Genomic DNA, 21,459 nt, shown 5'->3' with positions numbered 1-21,459 from the left:
GTGTGCGTTGCCGTGGTCAGACGGCGGCCTTCTTCAGCCGGCGGCGCTCCCGCTCGGACAGTCCGCCCCAGATGCCGAAGCGCTCGTCGTTGGCGAGGGCGTACTCGAGGCACTCGGAGCGGACCTCGCAGGCGAGGCAGACCTTCTTCGCTTCTCTGGTGGAGCCGCCCTTCTCGGGGAAGAAGGACTCGGGGTCGGTCTGGGCGCACAGCGCGCGCTCCTGCCAGCCGAGTTCCTCGTCCGCGTCGTCGACCAGCAGTTGCTGCACCAGCTCGGTCATGTGCGCCCCTCGTCTGTCTTTCGCGTCCCCGTGTGCGTTGCCGTTACCGATTTCGGCTGAACGACACGAGTGAAATTACAAGTGTGCTGCTCCGGGCGAGTCAAGCCGAGATCTGCTATTGAGCCCGTTATTCACTCTGCGGAACCAAGGCCGTGCGGAAAGTGTTCAAATCGCCATAAACCGTGACACGCAGACGAGGCCCGGAGGGGCGCCGGAACCCCGTACGGACATCTATACGGAGAAGGACGCCCTGGCGTTCGATCGCGTTCCGCAAGGCTTGAGCGCCCGGATGTGCCCCATGTGTCCCAGCATCCTGGTGAACAAACCTTTCATCTCCCAGATGCACCTGATGAGGTGAAATCTGTCCCACATACCGGGCGCCGAGTTGACACTGTGCGTGTGAACCGATGTCCTAATGGGCATGCTCGCGAACTTGGCACTCACCTCGACCCGCACCGCCGGGTCCCACGGTGCTGCCCGGGCTCGCTGTAGCTGTTGTCGCTGTTCCAGCTGTTGAGCCACACCCTGCTCCAGCTGTAGGCCGTGTCCCTCGCGACCCGGTTTCCCTTCTCCGTTCCCTCTGGCCTCCTTGCACCTGCGGCCTTCTCCCACCGAGGAACCACAGCACCCCATGAACAGCGACAACGACCTCCAGATCGCCGGTGACATCCTCGAAGTCCCGCACCTGCTCCAGCCGCCGCGGGAGCACCCGGCCACCGTTGCCGAGTTCGTGGGCCTCGCCCGCCGGATCGCCGCCGACCGCTCCCAGTGGGACCACCTCGTGCGGTACGACGCGACGACCCGCTGGTACCACCGGCTGCGCACCGGCCCCGGCTACGAGGTGTGGCTGCTGTCCTGGGTGCCGGGACAGGGCAGCGGGCTGCACGACCACGGCCGCTCCTCCGGCGTCCTGACCGTCCTGGAGGGCACGCTCACCGAGCGCACCGATCGCGCCACGCGCGCGTTGGCGGCGGGAGCCCAGCGGGTGTTCGCGCCGGGGTACGTCCACGAGGTCGTCAACGACACCCTGGAGCCGGCGGTCAGCCTGCACGTGTACCACCCGGGCCTGACCCAGATGCCCATGCACACCTCGCCGCACTGCGAAGCTCGTCCGGTGACTGCCTGACGCGTTGTCCTACCCGCCTGCAACACTTGGGCCCATGCGCATTGTGGTTCTGGCAGGCGGCATCGGTGGTGCCCGGTTCCTGCGTGGTCTGAAGCGGGCCGTGCCGGACGCGGACGTCACGGTCATCGGCAACACCGGCGACGACATCCACCTCTTCGGGCTGAAGGTCTGCCCGGACCTGGACACGGTGATGTACACGCTGGGCGGCGGCATCAACGAGGAGCAGGGCTGGGGGCGGGCTGACGAGACCTTCCACCTCAAAGAAGAGCTGGCGGCCTACGGGGTCGGGCCGGACTGGTTCGGCCTCGGCGACCGGGACTTCGCCACGCACATCGTGCGCACGCAGATGCTCGGCGCGGGCTATCCGCTCAGCGCCGTCACCGAGGCGCTGTGCGACCGCTGGAAGCCGGGCGTGAAGCTGATCCCGATGACCGACGACCGCGTGGAGACCCATGTGGCCGTGGAGGTGGACGGCGAGCGCAGGGCGGTCCACTTCCAGGAGTACTGGGTACGGCTGCGGGCCTCCGTCCCCGCCGAGGCCGTGGTCCCGGTCGGCGCCGAGCAGGCCAAGCCGGCGCCCGGTGTGCTGGAGGCCATCGCCGAGGCGGACGTCATCCTCTTCCCGCCGTCCAACCCGGTCGTGTCCATCGGCACCATCCTCGCCGTGCCCGGCATCCGGGAGGCGATCGCGGACGCGGGCGTGCCCGTGGTCGGCCTGTCCCCCATCGTCGGGGACGCTCCGGTGCGCGGCATGGCCGACAAGGTACTCGCCGCGGTCGGCGTGGAGTCCACGGCCGCCGCGGTCGCCGAGCACTACGGCTCCGGACTGCTGGACGGCTGGCTGGTCGACACCGTGGACGCGGCCGCGGTCGAGCGGGTCGAGACGGACGGCATCCGCTGCCGGGCCGTACCGCTGATGATGACCGACGTCGAGGCGGCCGCGCAGATGGCGCGGGAGGCGCTGGCGCTGGCCGAGGAGGTGCGGCGAGCGTGAGTGAGGAGCGCCCGGAGTACATGGTCCGGGCCCTGTCGGGCATCCCCGAGGTGCAGCCGGGCGACGACCTCGCCAAGCTGATCGCCGCGGCCGAACCGGGCCTGGCCGACGGGGATGTGCTGCTCGTCACCTCCAAGATCGTCTCCAAGGCGGAGGGCCGCGTCGTCGAGGCGGCCGACCGGGAGGCGGCCATCGACGCCGAGACGGTCCGGGTCGTGGCCCGGCGCGGCGCCCTCAGGATCGTGGAGAACCGGCAGGGCCTGGTGATGGCCGCCGCCGGGGTCGACGCCTCCAACACCCCTGCCGGCACCGTGCTGTTGCTGCCGGAGGACCCGGACGCGTCCGCGCGCGCGATCCGCGACGGCCTACGCGCCGCCCTCGGAGTCGACGTCGGCGTCGTCATCACCGACACCTTCGGGCGGCCCTGGCGCGCGGGACTCACGGACGTGGCGATCGGCGCCGCCGGGGTGCACGTGCTGGACGATCTGCGCGGCGGCACGGACGCGCACGGCAATCCGCTGAGCGCGACGATCGTCGCCACGGCGGACGAACTGGCCGCCGCCGGCGACCTGGTCAAGGGCAAGGCGGCCGGACGGCCCGTCGCCGTGGTGCGCGGCCTGCCGCACGTGCTGGCCCCCGAGGACGGCGAGGGCGCGCGGGCGCTGGTACGGACCGCGCGGGACGACATGTTCCGGCTCGGCACGTCCGAGGCGGTCCGGGAGGCGGTGACCCAGCGGCGTACGGTCCGGGCGTTCACCGACGAGCCCGTGGACCCCGGGGCGGTACGGCGCGCGGTGGCGGCGGCGGTGACCGCGCCGGCCCCGCACCACACCACGCCCTGGCGGTTCGTCCTGCTGGAGTCGGCCCAGACCCGGACCCGGCTGCTGGACGCGATGCGGGACGCCTGGATCGCCGACCTGCGCCGGGACGGCAAGAGCGAGGAGTCCATCGCCAAGCGGATCCGCCGCGGGGACGTCCTGCGCAACGCGCCCCACCTGGTGGTGCCGTGCCTCGTCATGGACGGCTCCCACCACTACGGGGACGCGCGGCGGGACGGCGCCGAGCGGGAGATGTTCGTCGTCGCGATGGGCGCGGGCGTGCAGAACCTGCTGGTCGCGCTGGCCGGGGAGCGGCTGGGCTCGGCGTGGGTGTCGTCCACGATGTTCTGCCGTGACGTGGTGCGCGAGGTGCTGGCTCTGCCCGCCGACTGGGAGCCGATGGGCGCGGTGGCGGTCGGGCATCCGGCCGAGGAGCCGAGACCGCGGCCGGAGCGGGACGCGGGGGCGTTCATAGCGGTGCGCTGAGTTCGGCGTACGCGACCGTAACCCTCGTGCGACCGCCTAGTCTCAAAGGACGGCACAGGCTTCCCAGGACTTCACAGGACCTCATTCGTGGCAGGACGTTTCGCTCAGCGCCCCACGCGTACGACCGTGCGCGGCGGCCATGTCGGCGTGCCAGCGGGTGCCGCCGGGATACCGCGGCAGGCTGCGGCTCCGGCGCGGGTACGGCGGTGGGTGCCGGAGGGGCCGCTCGATCTCGGGCTGGTGCTCGGACCGTTGCGGCGCGGGCCGGCCGACCCCACGTTCCGGGCCGCCGCGGACGGATCCGTGTGGCGGGCCAGCCGTACGCCCGCCGGGCCGGGCACGCTGCGGGTGCGGGCGTACGGCGGTGAGGTGCTCGGCGAGGCGTGGGGGCCGGGGGCGGAGTGGCTGCTGGACCGGCTGCCCGAGTGGCTCGGCGCGGCCGACGAGCCGGAGGCGTTCGTGCCCCGGCACCGGGTGGTGGCGCTGGCGCGGCATCGGCGGCCGGGGCTGCGGCTGACGCGGACGGGGCTGGTGCTGGAGTCCCTCGTCCCCTCGGTGCTGGAGCAGAAGGTCACGACGGACGAGGCGTACCGGGCGTGGCGGTTGCTCGTGCGGAAGTTCGGGGACCGCGCGCCGGGACCGGCGGGGGCCGGGGAACGGCCGATGTTCGTGATGCCGGCGCCGCGGGCCTGGGCGCTGATCCCGTCCTGGGAGTGGCATCGGGCCGGGGTCGACGACAAGCGGGCGTCGACGATTCTGCGGTCCGTACGGGTCGCTGCGCGGCTGGAACAGGCGGTGGGGATGCCGGCGGTCGAGGCTCAGGCACGGTTGGAGGTCGTGCCGGGGATCGGGCCGTGGACGTCGGCGGAGGTGGTGCAGCGCAGTCATGGGGCGGCGGATGCGGTGACGGTCGGGGACCTGCATCTGCCGGGGATCGTGGGGTGGGCGTTGGCGGGGGACCGGTATGCCGACGATGCGGAGATGCTGCGCTTGCTTGAGCCGTATGCCGGGCAGCGGCATCGGGCGGCTCGGTTGATCCTGCTGAGCGGAAACGTGCCTGCGCGTAGGGCGCCGAAGATGCCTCGGGTGGACATCGGGTTGTTGTGAGGCGCCCTGTGCTGCGGCGGCTGGGCGGGGGTGGGTTGGCTTGTCGGCGGCTGCAGTGTGCCGGGTGCTGCCGCTGGACAACGGAAGTTCCGCTTGCCCGCGCTCACGGGGTGCGAGGTGCTGCCGCCGGACAACGGAAGTTCCGCTTGCCCGCGCTCACGGGGTGCCGCTGCGCCCACCCGTGCCGCCCCTGGCGGCACGACTGCCCGCAGCCACGGCGACATGACGACCGCTGCCCGCAGCTCCGCGGGTACGACGGCCGCTGCCGGGGGGCGCCGGAGCGACGGCACGACCGACCGCAGCTAAGACGGCATGACCACCGCTGCCCCCAGCTCCGCGGGTACGACGGCCGCTGCTGGGCGGGCGCCGGACCAGCGACCGACCACCGCAGCTAAGACGGCATAACCACCGCTGCCCCCAGCTCCGCGAGTGCGACGGCCGCTGCTGGGCGGGCGCCGGACCAGCGACCGACCACCGCAGCTACGGCGGCATAATCACCGCTGGCCGCAGCTACGCGGCGACGGCCGCTGCCGGGTGGGCGCCGCCATAGCGGCACGGCTGCCCGCGGCTACGCACGCCTCGCCGCTGCTGCCGGGGGGGCGCCGGACCAGCGACCGACCACCGCAGCTAAGACGGCATAACCACCGCTGCCCCCAGCTCCGCGAGTGCGACGGCCGCTGCCGGGCGGGCGGCACGAGCGACCGTGGCTACGCACGCCTCACCGCTCCCGGATGGGTGCCGGACCAGTGGCTCGACCGGCTGCGGCGGTGCTTTGAAGTCGGGCGTGCTGCAACTCCCCAGGGGCGCGGGGAACTGCGCGAGCAGCCACCGCCGTGCCGCGGATGAACCCATGGAGGTCTGGGGGCGCAGCCCCCATGGTCGGCGGCCCCGGCGGCCCCAGCAACCGTCACTGGTCGGAGGAGAAGCGCACCGCCCCCGCCGGGATGCGGGCGTCGCACCACACGCGTACTCCCTCGCGGAGCTCGTTGTCGGCACCGATGATCGCGCCGTCGCCGATGACCGCGCCGGTGATGACCGTGCGTTCGCCGACGCGGGCCCTCGTGCCGATGAGGGAGTCGGTGATGACCGCACCGGGTTCGATGACGGCGCCGGGGAGGATGGTCGAGCCGAAGACCCGCGCGCCCTCGGCCACGAACGCGCCCTCGCCGACCACCGTGCCGCCGGTCAGCTTGGCGTCCGGCGCCACCGTCGCCGTAGGGAGGACCAGGCGGTCGCCGCAGCGGCCGGGGACCGCCGGGGACGGGGCGCGGCCCAGGACCAGGTCGGCCGAGCCGCGGACGAACGCCGCCGGGGTGCCGAGGTCCAGCCAGTACGTGGAGTCGACCATGCCCTGGAGATGGGCACCGGCCGCGAGGAGGTCCGGGAACGTCTCGCGTTCCACCGAGACCGGCCTGCCCAGTGGGATCGCGTCGATGACCGACCGGCGGAAGACGTACGCCCCCGCGTTGATCTGGTCGGTGACGATCTCCTCCGGCGTCTGCGGCTTCTCCAGGAAGGCGAGGACGCGGCCGGTCTCGTCCGTGGGGACCAGGCCGTAGGCCCTCGGGTCCGTCACCTTCGTCAGGTGCAGGGAGACGTCCGCGCCGGTCGACTCGTGGGTGTCGACCAGGGCCCTGATGTCCAGTCCGGTCAGGATGTCGCCGTTGAAGATCAGCACCGGCTCCTCGGGGCCGGAGTGCAGACGCGAGGCGACGTTGCGGATGGCGCCGCCGGTGCCGAGCGGCTCCTCCTCCGTCACGTACTCGATGTGCAGGCCGAGGGAGGAGCCGTCGCCGAAGTACGGCTCGAACACCTCGGCGAGATAGCTCGTGGCGAGGACGATGTGGTCCACGCCCGCCGCCTTGGCGCGCGCCAGCTGGTGCGTGAGGAACGGCACCCCGGCGGCCGGGACCATGGGCTTGGGCGTGTGCACCGTGAGCGGACGCAGCCGGGTGCCTTTGCCGCCGACCAGGAGGATCGCTTCTGTCACCTGTCGTCTCTGCTTCCTGCCGGGACCGGCCGAACTACTCGTTTCACTCGTTTCGGCCGGTCAGTGTATGCAGACCGTAGCGGCGGCGCCCTTGACAACCACCCGGTTTCCCACGAGATCGGTGAGAGAACGGTGTGAGAGCGGCGGGTCCCCCGAAGCGGTGCCGAGCGCGACCCCGGCCGGCTCAGCGCCCCTGATAGCGCGCCGCGCTGGAACGGGCCGTACCGAGCTTGGCGTAAAGCCGCTTGCCGGGGCACTCGGTGGCGAATCCGTCCCGATGGCCGGAGATCACGTTCAGTCGCACGTTCTTACCTTTGGGGTAGAGATTGCCACCCCCCGAGGTGAGATATGTCTTGCCACGCGGATCGGCCCCGTAGAGCCCGAGCTTCCAGGCGGTGAGCCGGGCGATGGCCGTCACCGCGGCGCCGGGCGGCTTCGTCGCACCGTAGGAGCCGATCACGGCGATGCCCGTGCTGTTGCTGTTGAAGCCGCGGGTGTGCGCGCCGAGAACCGCCTTCGCCACGCCGCCGGCCCGGCCCTCGTAGATGGTTCCGCACTTGTCGACGAGGAAGTTGTAGCCGAGGTCCCGCCAGCCCATGCCCGTGACGTGGTAGCGGTAGATACTGCGGATGACGGAGGGGGCCTGGGCACAGGTGTACTTGTTGCCCGAGGCCGTGTGGTGCACGAAGGCCGCCTTGGCCTGCTTCGTGTAGACGAAACCGCGTTCGCGCAGTGACTCGTCCGCGCCCCAGCCGCGCCGGGTGACGATCCGCGGGCGCGGCCCGATGTACGGCTTGGCCCGCACCGGGCCGTCCAGGCGGGCGAGTTCCCGCTCGGTGGCCCGCCTGCCCAGCGCCGGGATCTCCAGGACGCCGAAACCGGCGATGTCCATGTTGGCGGCCGAGGCCGCCCGCGCCGCGTCCATGTGCGGTCCGGTACGGGGCGCGTCGGCCGGCACACCCTCGGGCGGCGCCTCCTCACCGGGGTCCACCAGTTCCAGGCGCAGGCCGTAGGGCAGCGGCGGCCCCGGTTCGACCGTATGGCCGCCCCGCACGCCCCCGCTGACGCCGCGCACCAGTACGTCCACACCGTCCGAGTCGCCCACCCACAGCGGTGCGGTCGCCCCGCGCACCCGCCGCGCGTCCCGTTCCGCCGTACCCGGGTCGGCGCCGTGGTCGGCGTTGTGCGTCTCGACGTCCTGCCAGGCGGACCACTTCCGCGTCTTTGCCGACCGGGTGCGCACCTGGACCCGGCCGTGCAGTTCGGCGTCCGGGTCGTCCCAGACGACCCCGACCAGCGAGAAGTGCTCGCCGTTCGGCCGGTACAGGCCCTGCTCCGGGGCGGTGCCGAGGACCCGCTCGCGGGTGAGGGGGGCGAGGGGCAGCGAGCGGGTGCCGCCCGGGGCGCCCGCCTCGGACGGGCCTGCGGGTGCGGCGGCCGCGGGCAGGGACAGCAGCGGAAGCGCGAGGGCCGCGGCGCAGGTGACCCCGATCGAGCAGACGACGGTCGACGGGGAGCCGGGGGGCGAAGTCAGGAATCCACGCATGGTCATGATCGTGGGCATAGGCATACAAATCTGTCCAACGGTGAGACGGCGGTGAACTGACGACCCGTCGGGAACCGTTCCGCCGAACCGGTGGCCCCACCGCACGCCTCGCGCGTCCGTCCGCGCGTACCCTTTCCCGGGTGAACGCCACCGATCGCACCCCTGCCGACCTGCTGGCTTCCGCGCTCGCCGCGGACCCCGGCCGCCCGCTGGTGACCTTCTACGACGACGCCACGGGCGAACGCGTCGAACTGTCCGTGGCCACCTTCGCCAATTGGGTGGCCAAGACCGCGAACCTCCTTCAGGGCGATCTGTCCGCCGGGCCCGGTGACCGGGTCGCGCTGCTGCTGCCCGCGCACTGGCAGACGGCGGTGTGGCTGCTGGCCTGTTCCGCGGTGGGCGCGGTGGCGGACGTCGGCGGGGATCCGGCCGCGGCGGACGTCGTGGTGAGCGGGCCGGATGCGCTGGACGCGGCGCGAGCGTGCGGCGGGGAGCGCGTGGCGCTCGCACTGCGGCCGCTGGGCGGACGGTTTCCGCAGACCCCGGCCGGGTTCGTCGACTACGCCATGGAAGTGCCGGGGCAGGGGGACCGGTTCGTGCCGTTCGCTCCGGTGGATGCGGAGGAGCCCGCGCTGATCGTCGCGGGGGCCGAGTTCAGCGGGGCCGAGGTCGTCGAGCGGGCGCTCGCGGATGCGCCTTCCCTTGGCCTGACGGGGCCTGGATCGAGGTTGTTGTCCGGGCTGTCGTACGACACCTGGGAAGGGGTCAGCGCGGGGATGTACGCGCCGCTGGCCGTCGGAGGGTCCGTGGTGCTGTGCTGGCATCTGGACCGGCTGGACGAGGAGGCTCTCGCCAAGCGGATCGAGAGCGAGCGGGTGACTGCGGTGCGCCGCTGAGAGACATCCGCCCGTCCCCCGATTGGAGTAGCTGAGGGCGCTATCGGTCCCCTCCCCCGCCATCGTCGTAGGAGCAGGACGTGACGCTCGTACGCCGTGAAAGGGTGCCCCGCCCGTGACCGACACCGTTGGCAAGCCCCTCGGTCCCGGTCGCGGGGCCTCCGCCACCGGCGCGGGGCTCGTGCGGCGGCGCCGGCGGCGGTGGGTGAAGGCGACGGCGCTCGGCGTGGCCGTGCTCGTCGTGGCGGGCGTCGGGGCCGGCTGGGCCGTGTACGCCAAGCTCAGCAACAACATCACCGCCGATGAGGCGGCCGCCCGCGAACTGGAGCGGTACGAGCGGGAACGGCCCACCGAGCTGGTGCGGGGCGCGCAGAACATCCTGCTGATCGGGTCGGACACGCGGGCCGGGGACGGGAACTCCGCGTACGGGCGGGATCTGGGCAGCGAGCGGTCGGACACCACGATCCTGCTGCATCTGGCCGCCGACCGGCGCAGCGCCACCGCCGTGTCGCTGCCGAGGGATCTGATGGTGGACATCCCCGGCTGCCGGCAGCCGGACGGCAGCCGCAGCGAGCCGGTGTTCGCGATGTTCAACCACGCCTTCCAGCTGGGGGGTTCGGCGTGCACGATCCGGACCGTCGAGAAGCTGACGGACATTCGGGTCGACCATCACGTGGTCGTGGACTTCAGCGGGTTCAAGGAGATGGTGGACGCCGTCGACGGGGTGCAGGTCTGCCTGAAGGAGCCCATCGACGACAAGGCGGCCCGGCTGAAGCTGCCCGCGGGCAAGGTCACGCTCAGCGGGGAGCAGGCGCTGGGGTTCGTGCGCGCCCGCAAGTCGCTCGGCGACGGCAGCGACACCGAACGCATGGAGCGCCAGCAGCGGTTCCTGGGCGCGCTGGTCAACAAGGTGCAGAGCAACGACGTGCTGCTGAACCCGGTGAAGCTGTATCCGGTGCTGGACGCGGCGACCTCCTCCCTGACCACGGATCCGGAACTGGCCAGTCTGCGTGGCTTGTACCAGTTGGTACGCGGGCTGCGCGACATCCCCACGGAACGGGTGCAGTTCCTGACGGTGCCGAGGGAGTCGTACGTCTACGACGCCAACCGTGATCAACTCGTGGAGCCGGAAGCCGAGAAGCTGTTCGCGCGGCTGCGGGCCGATCAGCCCGTGGCGGTGGCCCAGGAGACGCCGCAGGAAGCCGCGGAGCCGGGTGGGCAGACCGGCGGCAAGGCCGGCCCCTCCCCCGCGCCGACGTTTCGCGGGAACACCGCCGCCGAACACGGCTGTGAGTAATGCGCACATCAAGACACCGAACTTCCGTCCGGGAAATGAGCCGGATTGCCCGGTTGTAGGCACAGGGAATTTGTCACCGGCGTCGCTGGACGCTGAACTGGGCGGATAGTGTGAGCGATCCGGTGCACCAGGCCGCGAGATCCTTCCTGGGGTCGTGCACCTTTCACCGAGACCCGAGCGCCTTTGAGGGGGAAGGCGCCGCGTGGCCCCGACGGAGGATTCGGACAACCGTGGACGCGCAAGGCCGTGGGCGGGCGGACAACATCGATCCCGCAGACCAGTGGGTGCTCAATCCGAACACCGGCGAATACGAACTGCGACTGGGCCCTTCCGCACCGCAGTCGGCGGTTCCCGGTCCCCGCAGACCCGCCTCCCGGGCCGGCGCCGGTGCGCCGCGCCGCCGTAACGACGCGGCGTCCGGCGGGACCCGCGAGATGCGCCAGGCGCGCGGGGGCGACGTACCGCCGCCGCGGTCGGGCCGGCGCCGGGGGAGCGAGCCGGAGCCCCCGCAGGGCCGCCGGGCCGCCCGGCGGCCGGTGAAGAAGAAGTCGAAGGTCAAGAGGGCTTTGGCGTGGACGGCCGGAGGCACGGCGTTCGTGCTGCTCGCCATCGGCACGGCCGGCTATCTGTACATCAAGCACCTCGAGGGCAACGTCACCACGACGGACGTCGAGGGCGCCGCCAAGGACGGATTCAGCAAGGACGACGCCTTCAACATCCTGATCATCGGCACCGACAAGCGGACCGGGAAGGGCAACGAGGGCTACGGCGACAAGGGCAGCGTCGGGCACGCCGACACCAACATCCTGCTGCACGTCGCCAAGGACCGGTCGAACGCGACCGCGCTCAGCATCCCGCGCGACCTGATCGTGAACGTGCCGGACTGCCCGACCAAGCAGGCCGACGGCTCGACCAAGGTCATCCCCGGCACGGACGACGTGCGCTTCAACACCAGCCTCGGGCAGGACGGCCGGGATCCGGGCTGCACCATGCGCACGGTGAAGGCGGTCACCGGCATCCAGCCGGACCACTTCATGATGGTGGACTTCAACGCCGTGAAGACGCTGACGACGGCGGTCGACGGGGTGAACGTGTGCCTCGCCCACGCGGTGAACGACAAGGAGTCGCATCTCAAACTGCCCGCCGGCGAGCACAAGATCGAGGGTGAGCAGGCCCTGGCGTTCGTGCGGACCCGGCACAGCTGGGGCAACCAGGGCGACCTGGACCGCATCAAGGTGCAGCAGCAGTTCATGGCCTCGCTGATGCGGAAGATGTCCTCCAGCGACACGCTCACCAGCCCGACCAAGCTGGTCAGTCTGGCCGAGGCCGCCACGAAGGCGCTGACCGTCGACAAGGGCATCGGCTCCGTGACCACGCTCAAGGACATCGCGCTGGAGCTGAAGAAGGTGCCGACGAAGAACATCAGCTTCCTCACGGTGCCGGTGAAGGACAACCCGGCGGACGGCGTCGTCCACAAGACGGTGATCGTCGACCCGGCCGTCGCCCCGCAGGTGTTCGACGCGATCAACAGCGACGTCTCCTTCACCGAGGTGAAGAAGAAGCAGAAGGCGGAGAAGGACGCACAGGCCGCCCGTCTGAAGGGCACCAGGTCCGCGCCCTCCGAGGTGCGGGTGCGGATCCTCAACGGCGGTGCCCAGTCGGGCAGCGCGCAGGAGACCCTCGACTGGCTGCAGAACCAGCAGGGCGTGCTGAAGTCGGAGAACGCGGGCAACGCCCCGGCGGAGCTGAGCAAGACCACGCTGGAGTACGCGCCCGACCAGGCGGCCCAGGCCAGGGAGCTGGCCCATCTGATGGGTCTGTCCGGCTCGGCGCTCAAGCCGGGCAAGAGCGTGACCAACTCCCAGGGCCTGCCGGCGATGACGCTGACCCTGGGCAAGGACTTCAAGGGCGCGGGGGTCTCCCTGACCGCTCCGTCGAAAGCGCCGACGGTCGACAAGTCCACGGCAGACAAGGTGAAGTGCGCCTCGTAGGTAACCCAAAGGGCCCGTCGTGCGTCTAACTGGACGCGGGACGGGCCCGTTGTATGGCGCAAGGGTGGGGAGGGCAGGAAGATTGGCGCAGAGTGACGTGCGGGGGCAGGATCCTGCGGTCGACGACGCGATGTCGCTCGGACCGCAGGACCGGAAGTCGCCGGAGGGGTCCGGACGGCACGGCGGGGGGCGGCGCAGAGGCGGTTCCACGACCGAGCGGCCACGGCGCAGACGGCGCGCACTACGCTGGTCGGCGACCGTGCTCGCGGTGGTGATACTCGGCACGGCCGGCGCCGGTTACCTGTACTACCAGCACCTGAACGCGAACATCCGCAAGGGGCAGCGCAGCAGCGCCGACGACTCCAAGGCGTACAAGACACCGGCGAACGCGGCCGGGCAGACGCCGATGAACATCCTGCTGATCGGCTCCGACAGCCGTAACACGCCGGAGGATCTGAAGCTCGGCGGGCACCGGCAGAGCGTCGGCGCGCCTCCGCTGGCCGACGTGCAGATGCTCATCCACCTGTCCGCGGACCGCAAGAGCGCCGCCATGGTGAGCATCCCCCGCGACACCCGCGTGCACATCCCCGAGTGCAAGGATCCCAAGACCGGCAAGAGGTACCCGGAGACCAACGACATCATCAACGTCACCCTGGCCCGGGGCGGGGCCGGCTGCACGCTGGCCACCTGGGAGAACCTCACCGGGGTCTACATCGACCACTGGATGATGATCGACTTCGCCGGCGTCGTGAACATGGCGGACGCCATCGGGGGCGTCGAGGTCTGTGTGAAGCAGAACGTCTGGGACCACCCGACGCCCGCCCAGCCCGGCGGCTCCGGGCTGAAGCTGAAGGCCGGGACGCGGAAGATCTACCACGAGCAGGCCCTGCAGTGGCTGCGCACGCGGCACGCCTGGGGCAGCGACCTGATGCGGGCCCGCGCCCAGCACATGTACCTGAACTCGATGGTCCGCACCCTGAAGCACCAGAACGTCTTCACGGACAGCGGGCGGCTGATGGACCTGGCCGAGGCGGCCACCAAGTCGCTCCAGGTCTCCGAGGAGATCGGCTCGGTCAAGAAGCTGTACGACCTGGCCATGGAGCTGAAGTCGGTGCCGACGAACCGCATCACGTCGATGACGATGCCGCACATCGAGGACCCGCAGAACAGCGAGCACGTCGTGCCGGACCCGGCCAACGCCGAGAAGGTGTGGGAGATGCTGCGCGACGACGTGCCGTTCGACAAGAACGGCAAGCCGTCGGCCACGAAGCAGATCGCGAGCAAGACCCCGGCGGCCAAGTCGCCCTCCACGGACCCGGGCCGGCTGGGCGTGCTGGTGCGCAACGCCACCCAGACCTCCACCGAGGCGGCGGTCGGCGGCCGGGCGAACGACATCAGCCAGGTGCTCGCGCAGAAGGGCTACACCCGGGCGACCGCCGACACCTCGGGGACGCTGTCCGAGGAGAGCACGCTCGTGCAGTATCCGAGCGCGGACCTGCAGGGTGACGCGCAGGCGGTGGCGAAGGCACTCGGCATCCCGATGAGCTCGGTGAAGCAGTCGACCGACGTCTCCGGGGTCACGGTCGTCGTCGGCACGGACTGGCGCACCGGGGCCGGCTACCCCAAGCAGACCAAGCCGAAGGCCGGGGACATGCCGGGCAACACCGACTCGATCAACGGGGCGGACACCAGCACGTGCATGGACGTCTACAAGCCCTACCAGTGGTGACCGGCCGACCGGCCGGGTGACGGAACAAAGACGAGGAGGGCCCCGCCGCCCGAGCAGCGGGCCCCTCCTCGCATGTCGGCGTCAGGCGTCGCCCTTCAGGACGGCTTTCGCCTCGGCCACCTGGTCGCGGTGGATCCGCTGCAGCTCCGCCAGCGCCCCGGCCTGCTTGCCGATCAACGCCGCCTGGATCCGCGCTTCGGCGCCGAACCAGACCGGCAGCAGCCGGGTCTTCCGCTTGCACGCCACGTCCGCCACCGCGGTGGGTATCTCCTGTGCTCCCGGGCGGCCCTTGGTGAACGCGGGCACGTCGAGGGGGTCCATGGGCGAGGCGTAGTGATGGCCGCCGCTCGCCGCCATACAGCCCGACCAGCGGCGGAAGACGGCCACGACGGCCGGCTGCCGCATCGACTGCGCGTAGCTGCCGTCGGCGATGGCGGCGGCCGCGGCGGAGATGTCCGGCCGGGCGTACTTTCCTTCGACGCGCTCGACCGCCTCGGCCCGGCACCCGCCCTTCGGGACGGCCTTGCCGTGGTAGGTCGCGCTTTCTCCCTTGAGCACCGTCAGCATGCCCGGCGGTACCGGCGGCGCCGAGACGGCGGGACCCGGCGGGAGGTGGTAGCCGTACGCCGACGCCTCCTTGGGGCTCGACAGTCCGTAACGCCGGTCCGCCGTACGTGTCTCCGGCTGCCGGACGAAGTCGTAGGAGATCCCGTAGCGCGCCAGGCACGTCTGCTCCAGCTTCTGCTCCGCGGACTGGATGAGCTCGCTCTGGGCGGGCGTCAGGCTGTAGGCGGCGATGGGCAGTTTCCCGCTGTAGTCGCCGGACAGCACGGGCACGTCACGGGCCGAGGCCCGCGGCGAGCCGGTGTGCGCCGGGGCGGTCCGCCCGGTGGGCGGGGAGGACGGGCCGACACAGGCCGTCAGCGCCGCCGTGGCGAGGACCGCGACGGCGGCGCCGCGCAACGACGCCGGAAGAGAGGTGAGCACCGGGAGCCTCCACGGGGACGTGCGGCCCGGTGGTGGCCACCGGGCCGCACGCGCGGTGTCGTCAGAACTGGTAGCAGCGGGTGTCGTGGGTGAACTTGAAGGAGGCGTCGTTGTTGTAGGTGTTGTGGAGGCGGAAGACCAGCTTGGAGGGCGGAACCGAGTCGCAGGAGCCGCCGTAGCCGCTGTTGAAGTAGATGGTCACGTACGAGTTCGGCGACACGTTGTCCAGCGACGCGGCGTTGTTCTTCACCGGCTGGCCGTAACCGGCGTCCCCGGAGTACTCGTCGAAGGTGTAGCCGGCCAGGTTCGAGACGTTGTCGCGCTCGAAGTGGGCCGACGCGCCCCCCAGGTCGCTGTTGTAGTCGAAGACGACGCACAGCGAGCTGTCCAGGCAGTTGTCGGAGGCGTACGCCGACGCCGGCGCGGTGGCGGCGAAGAGCGAGCCCACCACGACGGGAAGGGCCACGGCCGCGGCGGCGATGTTCCTGCGGACGTTCATGACGTTCTCCTTGTTCGGAAGCGAAGAGTGTTCGGAAGGCAGCGGATCAGTAGGCCGCGGTGCGGGTGTCGGCCATGCCGGCCGCCGTGTCGACGGTGCCCTCGGCGAAGGAGGTCAGGCCCTTGTCGTAGACCATCGGCGTGTAGCACTGCTTCTGGCCCTGGCCGATGGTGCAGCTGTAGGTGCGGCCGTCGTTGTTGCGCGTGACGAACGCGTGGGCGCAGTCGTAGCCGGCGGACGCGTTGCCGCACGCCGACTGGGTGTAGTTGAGGGTGAATCTCGCCCAGGCGGTATGACAGGCGGTGCTGTACCGGAGCTCGATGGTGCCGAAGGTGGAGTGCGAGTTCTGCACGACCGCCGACTCCACGGTGGTGGCGCCACTGGCGCAGCCCGTGGCGGACGGGTCGGAGCCGTCGTAGGTGTACGCCTGGGCGCCGCCGGTGGCGGCGATCATCGCGAGGCCGAGAGCGCCCGTGACCACACCGGCACGCGCGAAGTTACGCAGGTTGAAACGCATTTCGAAGTCTCCTATGAGCATGGGCATGACAGATAGAAGGACGGGCCCGCCCGGTCGCGGACGGGCCGTCCTGTGGGTGGAGCGAGTGATGTGGTGCGTCAGCGCCAGCGGAAGGAGGCGTTGTTGTTGTACGTCTTGACGAGGTTGCCCAGGTCACGCGGCGGGGCCACGTCCGAGGCACCGGCGTAGTTGGAGTTGTAGTACGACACACCGGTCTTGTCGGTGCGGCTGTTGGCGTAGGACGCGGCGTTGTTCTTCACCGGGGTGTTCACGCCGTTGGTGCCCTGGCCGCCGTCGGAGAAGTTCCAGCCGGCCCAGTTGGAGATGTTCTCGTAGGTGGCCGTCCAGCCGCCCTTCTGGTTCGAGTTGTACCAGAGGCAGTAGTCGACATCGATGACACCGCCGCACAGGTTGTCCGGGATGCTGTCTGCCTGGGCGGGCGCGGCGGAGGCCAGCATGCCGAAGGTTCCGGCGGCGGCCATCGCGACGGCGACGGCGGAGCTGCGAAGGCGCATGGGGGGTTGGTCCCTTCTGGTGGGTGAACTGGTGGGTGAACCGGGGTGGTGACGCGGCGGCACCGTCACCGGGACTGACCGACCTCGGCGGCGGCACGCTTGAGCTGGTCCTCCTTGTGCCGCTTGATCCGGGCCAACGTCTCGGCGTTCTTGTCGATCTCCGTCTGCTGCATCGCGGACTCGACGTCGAACCAGGTGCGGACGAGTCGGGTGTTCTTCTTGCATTCGACGTCCGCGCGGGCCGTCGAAATCTCTGCGGGGTCGGTCCGGGCCTTGCCGAACCTCGGGTCGTCGATCGCGTCCATGGGCGAGGCGTAGCGGTAGCCCCTGTCCGCCATGCACGAGGACCAGGCGCGGAAGACGGCCAGCACCCGGGGTTCCTTCTGGCTGCGGACGTAGCTGTCCAGGTTGATCCGGCGCGCGATCTCGTCCGGGCCGAAAGTGCCCTTGTCCCCGGCGAGCCGCCGCTTGGCCTCACCGACGCATCCGCCGTCCGGGTCCAGCCGTCCGTCGGCACGCGGCTTGCCGCTCAGCGCGACACGGCCGGCCTCGCCGAGCGACCGGACGTTGGCGCGGCCGGTCCTGGGCGTCGGGAAGTGGTAGCCGTAGGTGGCCGCCGTGTAGGAGTTGGCGATGCCGTACCGGCGGTCCATGACGCCGATGTCGGGGGTGTCGGTCTCGTCGGGGCGGTAGTCGAAGCCCTTGGCCTTCATGCAGTCGCGGGCCAGGTCATTCATCGCGTGGGTGAGCAGGCCCATTTCTGACTCGGAGAAGATGTAGCCCTCGACCGGCAGGGCCAGGTCCGCCGTCAGGCTGGAGGACTTCGGGGCCAGGGAACTGTCCGGGGCGGCGGACGCCCGCGCCCCGTCGTGGTCGTCGCCCGCACCAGAGCACCCCGTGAGCAGCAGCGCGGCGGCGAACAGGACGGCGGTCGTTTTCTTTCGCATAGGTCTTCCTCGTGAGCCCACAACGTCTTCGGGGTGGTGCGGGGCACTGTCTTCGGGGTGGCGCGAGGCAACGTCTTCGGGATGGCGCGGGCCGCACCCGGCCGGGCCGGTCACCGGCGCAGCGCTTCCGCCGGCTGGACGCGGCTCGCGCGCCAAGCGGGGTACAGGCCGGCGACGAGTCCGGTGGCCAGGCCGATCACGGGCGCGGCGACGAGCGTCAGCGGGGCGATCACGGGCGTCCAGTCCCGTACGACGGCCATGCCGACCACCGCCACCGTGCCGAGGCTGGTGCCCACCAGGCCGCCCAGCGCGCCCAGGGCGCCCGACTCGGCCAGGAACTGCGCCGTGATGTGCCGGCCACGGGCGCCCAGGGCGCGGCGCAGCCCGATCTCACCGGTGCGCTCCAGCACCGCGACCAGCGTGGTGTTGGCGATGCCGACCGCACCGATCACCAGGCAGATGCCGGCCAGCAGCATGAACAGCTGGTCGAGGTCGGAGGTGACGTTGCCGCGCAGGGCCCGCGGGTCGGGCGGCGGCACGGCCCGGAACAGGTCGGGGTGCGCCGGATCGAGCGCGAGGGGTGCCTCGCCGGCGACCTGCCGGGCGGCGCCCAGGTCGGTCGAGACGAGCATCTCGGCCCGCCGGCCGCTGTCCGGGCCGCCCCAGATCCGCTGGGCCGTGGTGCGGGGCACGACGACGGACAGCAGCAGGTCCGCCTTGCGCCGCACGTCGTCGACGATGCCGATGACGGTGAAGGGGCGGCCGCCGACGAAGACGGCGGGCTGGGTCTCCAGGGTGGTGATCCCGAGCCGCGCGGCCAGTCCGGAGCCGATCACGGCGACGTTCTCGCCCCGCCGGTCGTGGAAGGCGTCGAAGATCCGCCCCTGCGCCAGGTGCGGTTCCGCGGCCGCGAGGACGCCGGGCGAGGCCGCGATCACCTGGGTCCGCTCGCCCGTCGCCGGTTCCGCGGCCGAGCCGGGGGGTACGGCGGCGACGAGTTCGTCGGCCCGCAGCCGGACGGGCCAGTAGACCCCCGCGTGCCGTACGCCGCGCAGCGCCTCGATGCGCCGGTCGGCGTCGGCCGGGAAGGCGTCGGTCAGCAGGTCGGGCTGGTCCCCGCCGGTGTCCTCGACGGTGACCTCCGTCGCGGACAGGGCGTTGAAGCGCGAGTCGATCTGCGAGGAGGCGGTGGCGGTGAGCCCGAGCACGGCGACGAACGTCCCGACGCCGAGCACGGTCCCCAGCGCGGTCAGCGCGGATCGCGCCGGCCGCTGCAGAATCCCGGCCGTGGCCTCGGCGAACACGTCCCGCCCACTGAGCCGCGACCTCTCGACAGGCCGCACGGCCGCGGGCCGCCGCCACACCGGCCACCGGGCCGCACCGGGCAGCCGGGAGCGCTCCGAACTGCCGCCGGGCAGGCCGGAGCCGGGCGTGCCAGGGTCAGGGAGGCCACCGTCGGGCCCGCCGGGCTGCCCCGTGCCGGGCCGGGTGGTCGGGGTGGTCATGCCGCCGTCCGTTCGGCGAGGACGCCGTCCCTGATCGTCACCGTGCGCTGGCCGCGTGCGGCGACGCCAGAGTCGTGGGTGATCACGACGAGGGTCATGCCGTCGCGGTGGAGATCGTCCAGCAAGCCCAGGACGGACTCGGCCGTCACCGTGTCCAGGTTGCCGGTCGGCTCGTCGCACAGCAGCAGCGAAGGGCGGGTGACCAGCGCGCGGGCGATGGCGACGCGCTGGCGCTCGCCGCCGGAGAGCCGGGTCGGCAGCGCGTCGGCGCGATGCGCGAGGCCCACCCGGGCGAGCGCCTCACGGGCCCGGGTACGGCGGTCCGTGCGCGGTCCGGTGTTGTAGACCATGGCCAGCATCACGTTCTCGGTGGCCGACCGGTGGGGCAGCAGATGGAAGCTCTGGAACACGAACCCGATGCGCCGGCCGCGCAGCGCGGTGCGGTCGGCGTCGCCGAGCCCACCGGTGTCCACGCCGTCGAGGAAGTACCGTCCGCTGGTCGGCGCGTCCAGCAGCCCGGCGATGTTGAGGAAGGTCGACTTGCCGGAGCCGGAGGGTCCGACGACGGTGACGTACTCGCCCTGCCGGATCGTCACGTCGCTGGGCCGCAGGGCCGGTACGGGCGGCGGGCCCGGGTAGGTGAGACCGACACCGCGAAACTCCACGACGGGAGCGGCGAGGGTGGTCACCGGACCGTCCCGGAGCCCGGCGCGACGCCGACCACGACCTTGTCCCCGGCGAGGAGGCGGGCGCCGCCGACCGGGGTCACCGCGGTGTAGCCGTCGCCTGAGGTGCCGGTGCGCACCTCGACGCGACGGCGGGTGCCCGAGCGGTCGAGGACCGTGACGGTGGTGCGGGAGTCGGCGCCGGCCGAGATCGCCGAGACGGGGACGACGAGGACCCTGTGCCCGGAGGAGGCGGCCTCGATGGTCAGCCGTACGTCCTGGCCGGCGAGGCGGACCGGCAGCGGCGAGCCCGGCGTGACCGTGACGGCGTACCCCTCGCCGTCCTGTCCGCCGTCCTGCCCGTCCGCGTCGGAGCCGGAGGTGGTGGGCGCGTCCGCGACCCTGGCCACCGTGCCGGTGAGTTCGTCGCCGGTGACCTCGGAGTAGACGCGGACCTTCTGACCGGAGTGGACCAGCCCCTTGTCCTGCAGGCTGAGCGAGCCGTTGATCACCAGCCGGCCGGCGGAGACGGTGGCGAGCTTCTCGCCCGCCTCGGCGCCGACCTTGGCCCCGAGGCTCTCGACGCGGGCGGGGAAGCCGGAGAGGAAGACGACCTCGGAGGCGGGCACCATCGGCCCGGAGACCGATTCCGCCTTCGCCAGCCCGGACTCGGCGTCGGCCAGGTCGGAGCGGGCGAAGCCGATGTCCTCGGCGCTCGCGCCCTTGCCGATGAGGCGGTCGAGTTCGCGCCGGGCCCGCTTGACGTCGGTGCGGGCGGTGTCGGCGGCGGAGCCGTCGGTGGTGACCGGCTCGTAGCCGATCGCCTCGTAGAGCGCGGCGACCGCGCGCTTGGTGCCGGGCCCGAACACGCCCGGCCGGTCCGACCCGGTGGGGTGCCCCAACTCGCGCAGGGCGCTCTGGAGTTGACGGACGTCGTCACCGTGCGCGCCGGGCTTGAGGTCGCGGTAGACGGGCAGGCTGCCGCGCAGGGCGAAGAGGGGGCGGCCGGAGACCTCGATGAGGACGCGGCCGGCCGGGAAGGTCTGCCCGGAGTGCATCATCACCTTGGTGACGACGGGCTTGAGCCCGCCCTCGGCGGCGGTGCCGGAGGCGGCGACGTCCACGGCCTGCGAGGCGGAGACGGTGCCCCGGGTGACGACCGTGTCGGAGAGCACGCGCCGCTCGACCGGGGCGGTGAGCACGTCGGCCGCGGGCGGCCGGGCGTCGGCGGCGGCCTGCGCGGGCGACTTCACATACGCGGAGGTCCACAGCGCGGTGGCGGCGAGCAGCACGGAACCGCCGGCCAGACCGCCCAGCAACCGCTTGCGCCGGAACAGCGCAGACTTCTCCCCCGAGCCGGACAAGAGTCCCCCAGATCCCCCACACCGCGAGCCTTTGGTCAGAAGGTCCACAGTTGCTTCACAGTCGAGAGACATCTGATCATTAATGAACTAAAATTGTCAAGAGCTTCCATTGGGGGCCCCGTTGGAGGGGAAAGAGGGTCAACGCGCAGTAAACAAAGGGCAGTTGCGCACGCGAAAAGACAGGACCCCTCCCCGGTACG

Annotated in this window: 19 protein-coding genes; 8 read left to right on the top strand and 11 right to left on the bottom strand. The window is 71.6% G+C overall.

What is annotated here, in order from left to right; genetic code table 11:
* Positions 1 to 16: 16 nt before the first annotated feature.
* Positions 17 to 280 carry a WhiB family transcriptional regulator gene (locus AB0M27_RS20200; protein ID WP_003975777.1) on the bottom strand — a complete coding sequence of 88 codons (264 nt, stop codon included), beginning with the start codon at positions 278 to 280 and terminating at the stop codon, positions 17 to 19.
* 631 nt (positions 281 to 911) lie between these two features.
* Between AB0M27_RS20200 and AB0M27_RS20195 the strand changes: the two genes are divergently transcribed.
* The 4 genes from AB0M27_RS20195 to AB0M27_RS20180 all read left to right on the top strand — a co-directional run bounded on the left by AB0M27_RS20195 (position 912) and on the right by AB0M27_RS20180 (position 4,811).
* Positions 912 to 1,406: a cysteine dioxygenase family protein gene (locus AB0M27_RS20195; protein WP_365723215.1), complete on the top strand. Its 495-nt coding sequence runs from the start codon at positions 912 to 914 to the stop codon at positions 1,404 to 1,406.
* Between the two features lie 34 nt (positions 1,407 to 1,440).
* Positions 1,441 to 2,400 (top strand): 2-phospho-L-lactate transferase, encoded by a 960-nt coding sequence (gene cofD, locus AB0M27_RS20190; RefSeq protein WP_365723214.1) that lies wholly within the window; start codon positions 1,441 to 1,443, stop codon positions 2,398 to 2,400.
* Between the two features lie 20 nt (positions 2,401 to 2,420).
* Positions 2,421 to 3,704 carry a coenzyme F420-0:L-glutamate ligase gene (locus tag AB0M27_RS20185; RefSeq protein ID WP_365723235.1) on the top strand — a complete coding sequence of 428 codons (1,284 nt, stop codon included), beginning with the start codon at positions 2,421 to 2,423 and terminating at the stop codon, positions 3,702 to 3,704.
* A gap of 87 nt (positions 3,705 to 3,791) precedes the next feature.
* Entirely contained in the window at positions 3,792 to 4,811 is a 1,020-nt protein-coding gene (locus AB0M27_RS20180) for a DNA-3-methyladenine glycosylase 2 family protein (protein WP_365723213.1), read from the top strand.
* Between the two features lie 907 nt (positions 4,812 to 5,718).
* Here AB0M27_RS20180 and AB0M27_RS20175 read toward each other — a convergent pair.
* Positions 5,719 to 6,801 (bottom strand): NDP-sugar synthase, encoded by a 1,083-nt coding sequence (locus tag AB0M27_RS20175; RefSeq protein WP_365723212.1) that lies wholly within the window; start codon positions 6,799 to 6,801, stop codon positions 5,719 to 5,721.
* A gap of 184 nt (positions 6,802 to 6,985) precedes the next feature.
* Entirely contained in the window at positions 6,986 to 8,365 is a 1,380-nt protein-coding gene (locus tag AB0M27_RS20170; RefSeq protein ID WP_365723211.1) for a peptidoglycan recognition protein, read from the bottom strand.
* Positions 8,366 to 8,487: 122 nt separating this feature from the next.
* On the opposite strand from AB0M27_RS20170, the gene AB0M27_RS20165 reads away from it, so the two are divergent.
* The 4 genes from AB0M27_RS20165 (at position 8,488) to AB0M27_RS20150 (ending at position 14,260) form a co-directional block, all read left to right on the top strand.
* Positions 8,488 to 9,243, top strand: a complete 756-nt coding sequence (locus AB0M27_RS20165) for a TIGR03089 family protein (RefSeq protein ID WP_365723210.1) — start codon at positions 8,488 to 8,490, stop codon at positions 9,241 to 9,243.
* 115 nt (positions 9,244 to 9,358) lie between these two features.
* The gene (locus tag AB0M27_RS20160; RefSeq protein WP_365723209.1) at positions 9,359 to 10,540 is read left to right on the top strand and encodes an LCP family protein; all 1,182 of its coding nucleotides are present in this window, start codon (positions 9,359 to 9,361) and stop codon (positions 10,538 to 10,540) included.
* 230 nt (positions 10,541 to 10,770) lie between these two features.
* A complete protein-coding gene (locus AB0M27_RS20155) occupies positions 10,771 to 12,531 on the top strand; it encodes an LCP family protein (RefSeq protein WP_365723208.1) in 1,761 nt (586 codons plus the stop codon).
* Positions 12,532 to 12,661: 130 nt separating this feature from the next.
* On the top strand, positions 12,662 to 14,260 hold the full coding sequence (locus AB0M27_RS20150; RefSeq protein ID WP_365723234.1) for an LCP family protein: 1,599 nt from the start codon (positions 12,662 to 12,664) through the stop codon (positions 14,258 to 14,260).
* A gap of 81 nt (positions 14,261 to 14,341) precedes the next feature.
* Here AB0M27_RS20150 and AB0M27_RS20145 read toward each other — a convergent pair whose 3' ends face one another.
* The 8 genes from AB0M27_RS20145 to AB0M27_RS20110 form a co-directional block, all read right to left on the bottom strand.
* Positions 14,342 to 15,247 (bottom strand): hypothetical protein, encoded by a 906-nt coding sequence (locus AB0M27_RS20145; RefSeq protein WP_365723207.1) that lies wholly within the window; start codon positions 15,245 to 15,247, stop codon positions 14,342 to 14,344.
* Positions 15,248 to 15,308: 61 nt separating this feature from the next.
* Complete coding sequence (locus tag AB0M27_RS20140) at positions 15,309 to 15,746, bottom strand: hypothetical protein (protein ID WP_365723206.1); 438 nt, start codon at positions 15,744 to 15,746, stop codon at positions 15,309 to 15,311.
* A gap of 46 nt (positions 15,747 to 15,792) precedes the next feature.
* Complete coding sequence (locus tag AB0M27_RS20135; protein WP_365723205.1) at positions 15,793 to 16,263, bottom strand: DUF2690 domain-containing protein; 471 nt, start codon at positions 16,261 to 16,263, stop codon at positions 15,793 to 15,795.
* Positions 16,264 to 16,361: 98 nt separating this feature from the next.
* On the bottom strand, positions 16,362 to 16,778 hold the full coding sequence (locus AB0M27_RS20130) for a hypothetical protein (RefSeq protein ID WP_356311624.1): 417 nt from the start codon (positions 16,776 to 16,778) through the stop codon (positions 16,362 to 16,364).
* A gap of 65 nt (positions 16,779 to 16,843) precedes the next feature.
* Positions 16,844 to 17,725, bottom strand: coding sequence for a hypothetical protein (locus AB0M27_RS20125; protein ID WP_365723204.1), 882 nt, complete (start codon positions 17,723 to 17,725; stop codon positions 16,844 to 16,846).
* Positions 17,726 to 17,835: 110 nt separating this feature from the next.
* A complete protein-coding gene (locus AB0M27_RS20120) occupies positions 17,836 to 19,230 on the bottom strand; it encodes an ABC transporter permease (protein ID WP_365723203.1) in 1,395 nt (464 codons plus the stop codon).
* The gene (locus tag AB0M27_RS20115) at positions 19,227 to 19,919 is read right to left on the bottom strand and encodes an ABC transporter ATP-binding protein (RefSeq protein WP_365723202.1); all 693 of its coding nucleotides are present in this window, start codon (positions 19,917 to 19,919) and stop codon (positions 19,227 to 19,229) included. Before AB0M27_RS20115 ends, AB0M27_RS20120 begins: the two co-directional genes overlap by 4 nt.
* Positions 19,916 to 21,259, bottom strand: a complete 1,344-nt coding sequence (locus AB0M27_RS20110) for a peptidoglycan-binding protein (RefSeq protein ID WP_365723201.1) — start codon at positions 21,257 to 21,259, stop codon at positions 19,916 to 19,918. Before AB0M27_RS20110 ends, AB0M27_RS20115 begins: the two co-directional genes overlap by 4 nt.
* Between the last annotated feature and the right edge of the window lie 200 nt (positions 21,260 to 21,459).

Source organism: Streptomyces sp. NPDC052107, assembly GCF_040680215.1.
In the GTDB taxonomy this organism is placed as follows: Bacteria; Actinomycetota; Actinomycetes; order Streptomycetales; family Streptomycetaceae; genus Streptomyces.
The sequence above is the reverse complement of the archived record's forward strand: the minus strand, read 5'-3'. Positions and strand labels throughout refer to the sequence as shown.

What these genes read in the sequence shown, in the direction of transcription:
- AB0M27_RS20200 (WP_003975777.1), bottom strand. Translation starts at nt 280, where the DNA reads ATGACCGAGCTGGTGCAGCAACTGCTGGTCGACGACGCGGACGAGGAA.
- AB0M27_RS20195 (WP_365723215.1), top strand. Translation starts at nt 912, where the DNA reads ATGAACAGCGACAACGACCTCCAGATCGCCGGTGACATCCTCGAAGTC.
- cofD (WP_365723214.1), top strand. Translation starts at nt 1,441, where the DNA reads ATGCGCATTGTGGTTCTGGCAGGCGGCATCGGTGGTGCCCGGTTCCTG.
- AB0M27_RS20185 (WP_365723235.1), top strand. Translation starts at nt 2,421, where the DNA reads ATGGTCCGGGCCCTGTCGGGCATCCCCGAGGTGCAGCCGGGCGACGAC.
- AB0M27_RS20170 (WP_365723211.1), bottom strand. Translation starts at nt 8,365, where the DNA reads ATGCCCACGATCATGACCATGCGTGGATTCCTGACTTCGCCCCCCGGC.
- AB0M27_RS20150 (WP_365723234.1), top strand. Translation starts at nt 12,662, where the DNA reads ATGTCGCTCGGACCGCAGGACCGGAAGTCGCCGGAGGGGTCCGGACGG.
- AB0M27_RS20140 (WP_365723206.1), bottom strand. Translation starts at nt 15,746, where the DNA reads ATGAACGTCCGCAGGAACATCGCCGCCGCGGCCGTGGCCCTTCCCGTC.
- AB0M27_RS20135 (WP_365723205.1), bottom strand. Translation starts at nt 16,263, where the DNA reads ATGCGTTTCAACCTGCGTAACTTCGCGCGTGCCGGTGTGGTCACGGGC.
- AB0M27_RS20130 (WP_356311624.1), bottom strand. Translation starts at nt 16,778, where the DNA reads ATGCGCCTTCGCAGCTCCGCCGTCGCCGTCGCGATGGCCGCCGCCGGA.
- AB0M27_RS20125 (WP_365723204.1), bottom strand. Translation starts at nt 17,725, where the DNA reads ATGCGAAAGAAAACGACCGCCGTCCTGTTCGCCGCCGCGCTGCTGCTC.
- AB0M27_RS20120 (WP_365723203.1), bottom strand. Translation starts at nt 19,230, where the DNA reads ATGACCACCCCGACCACCCGGCCCGGCACGGGGCAGCCCGGCGGGCCC.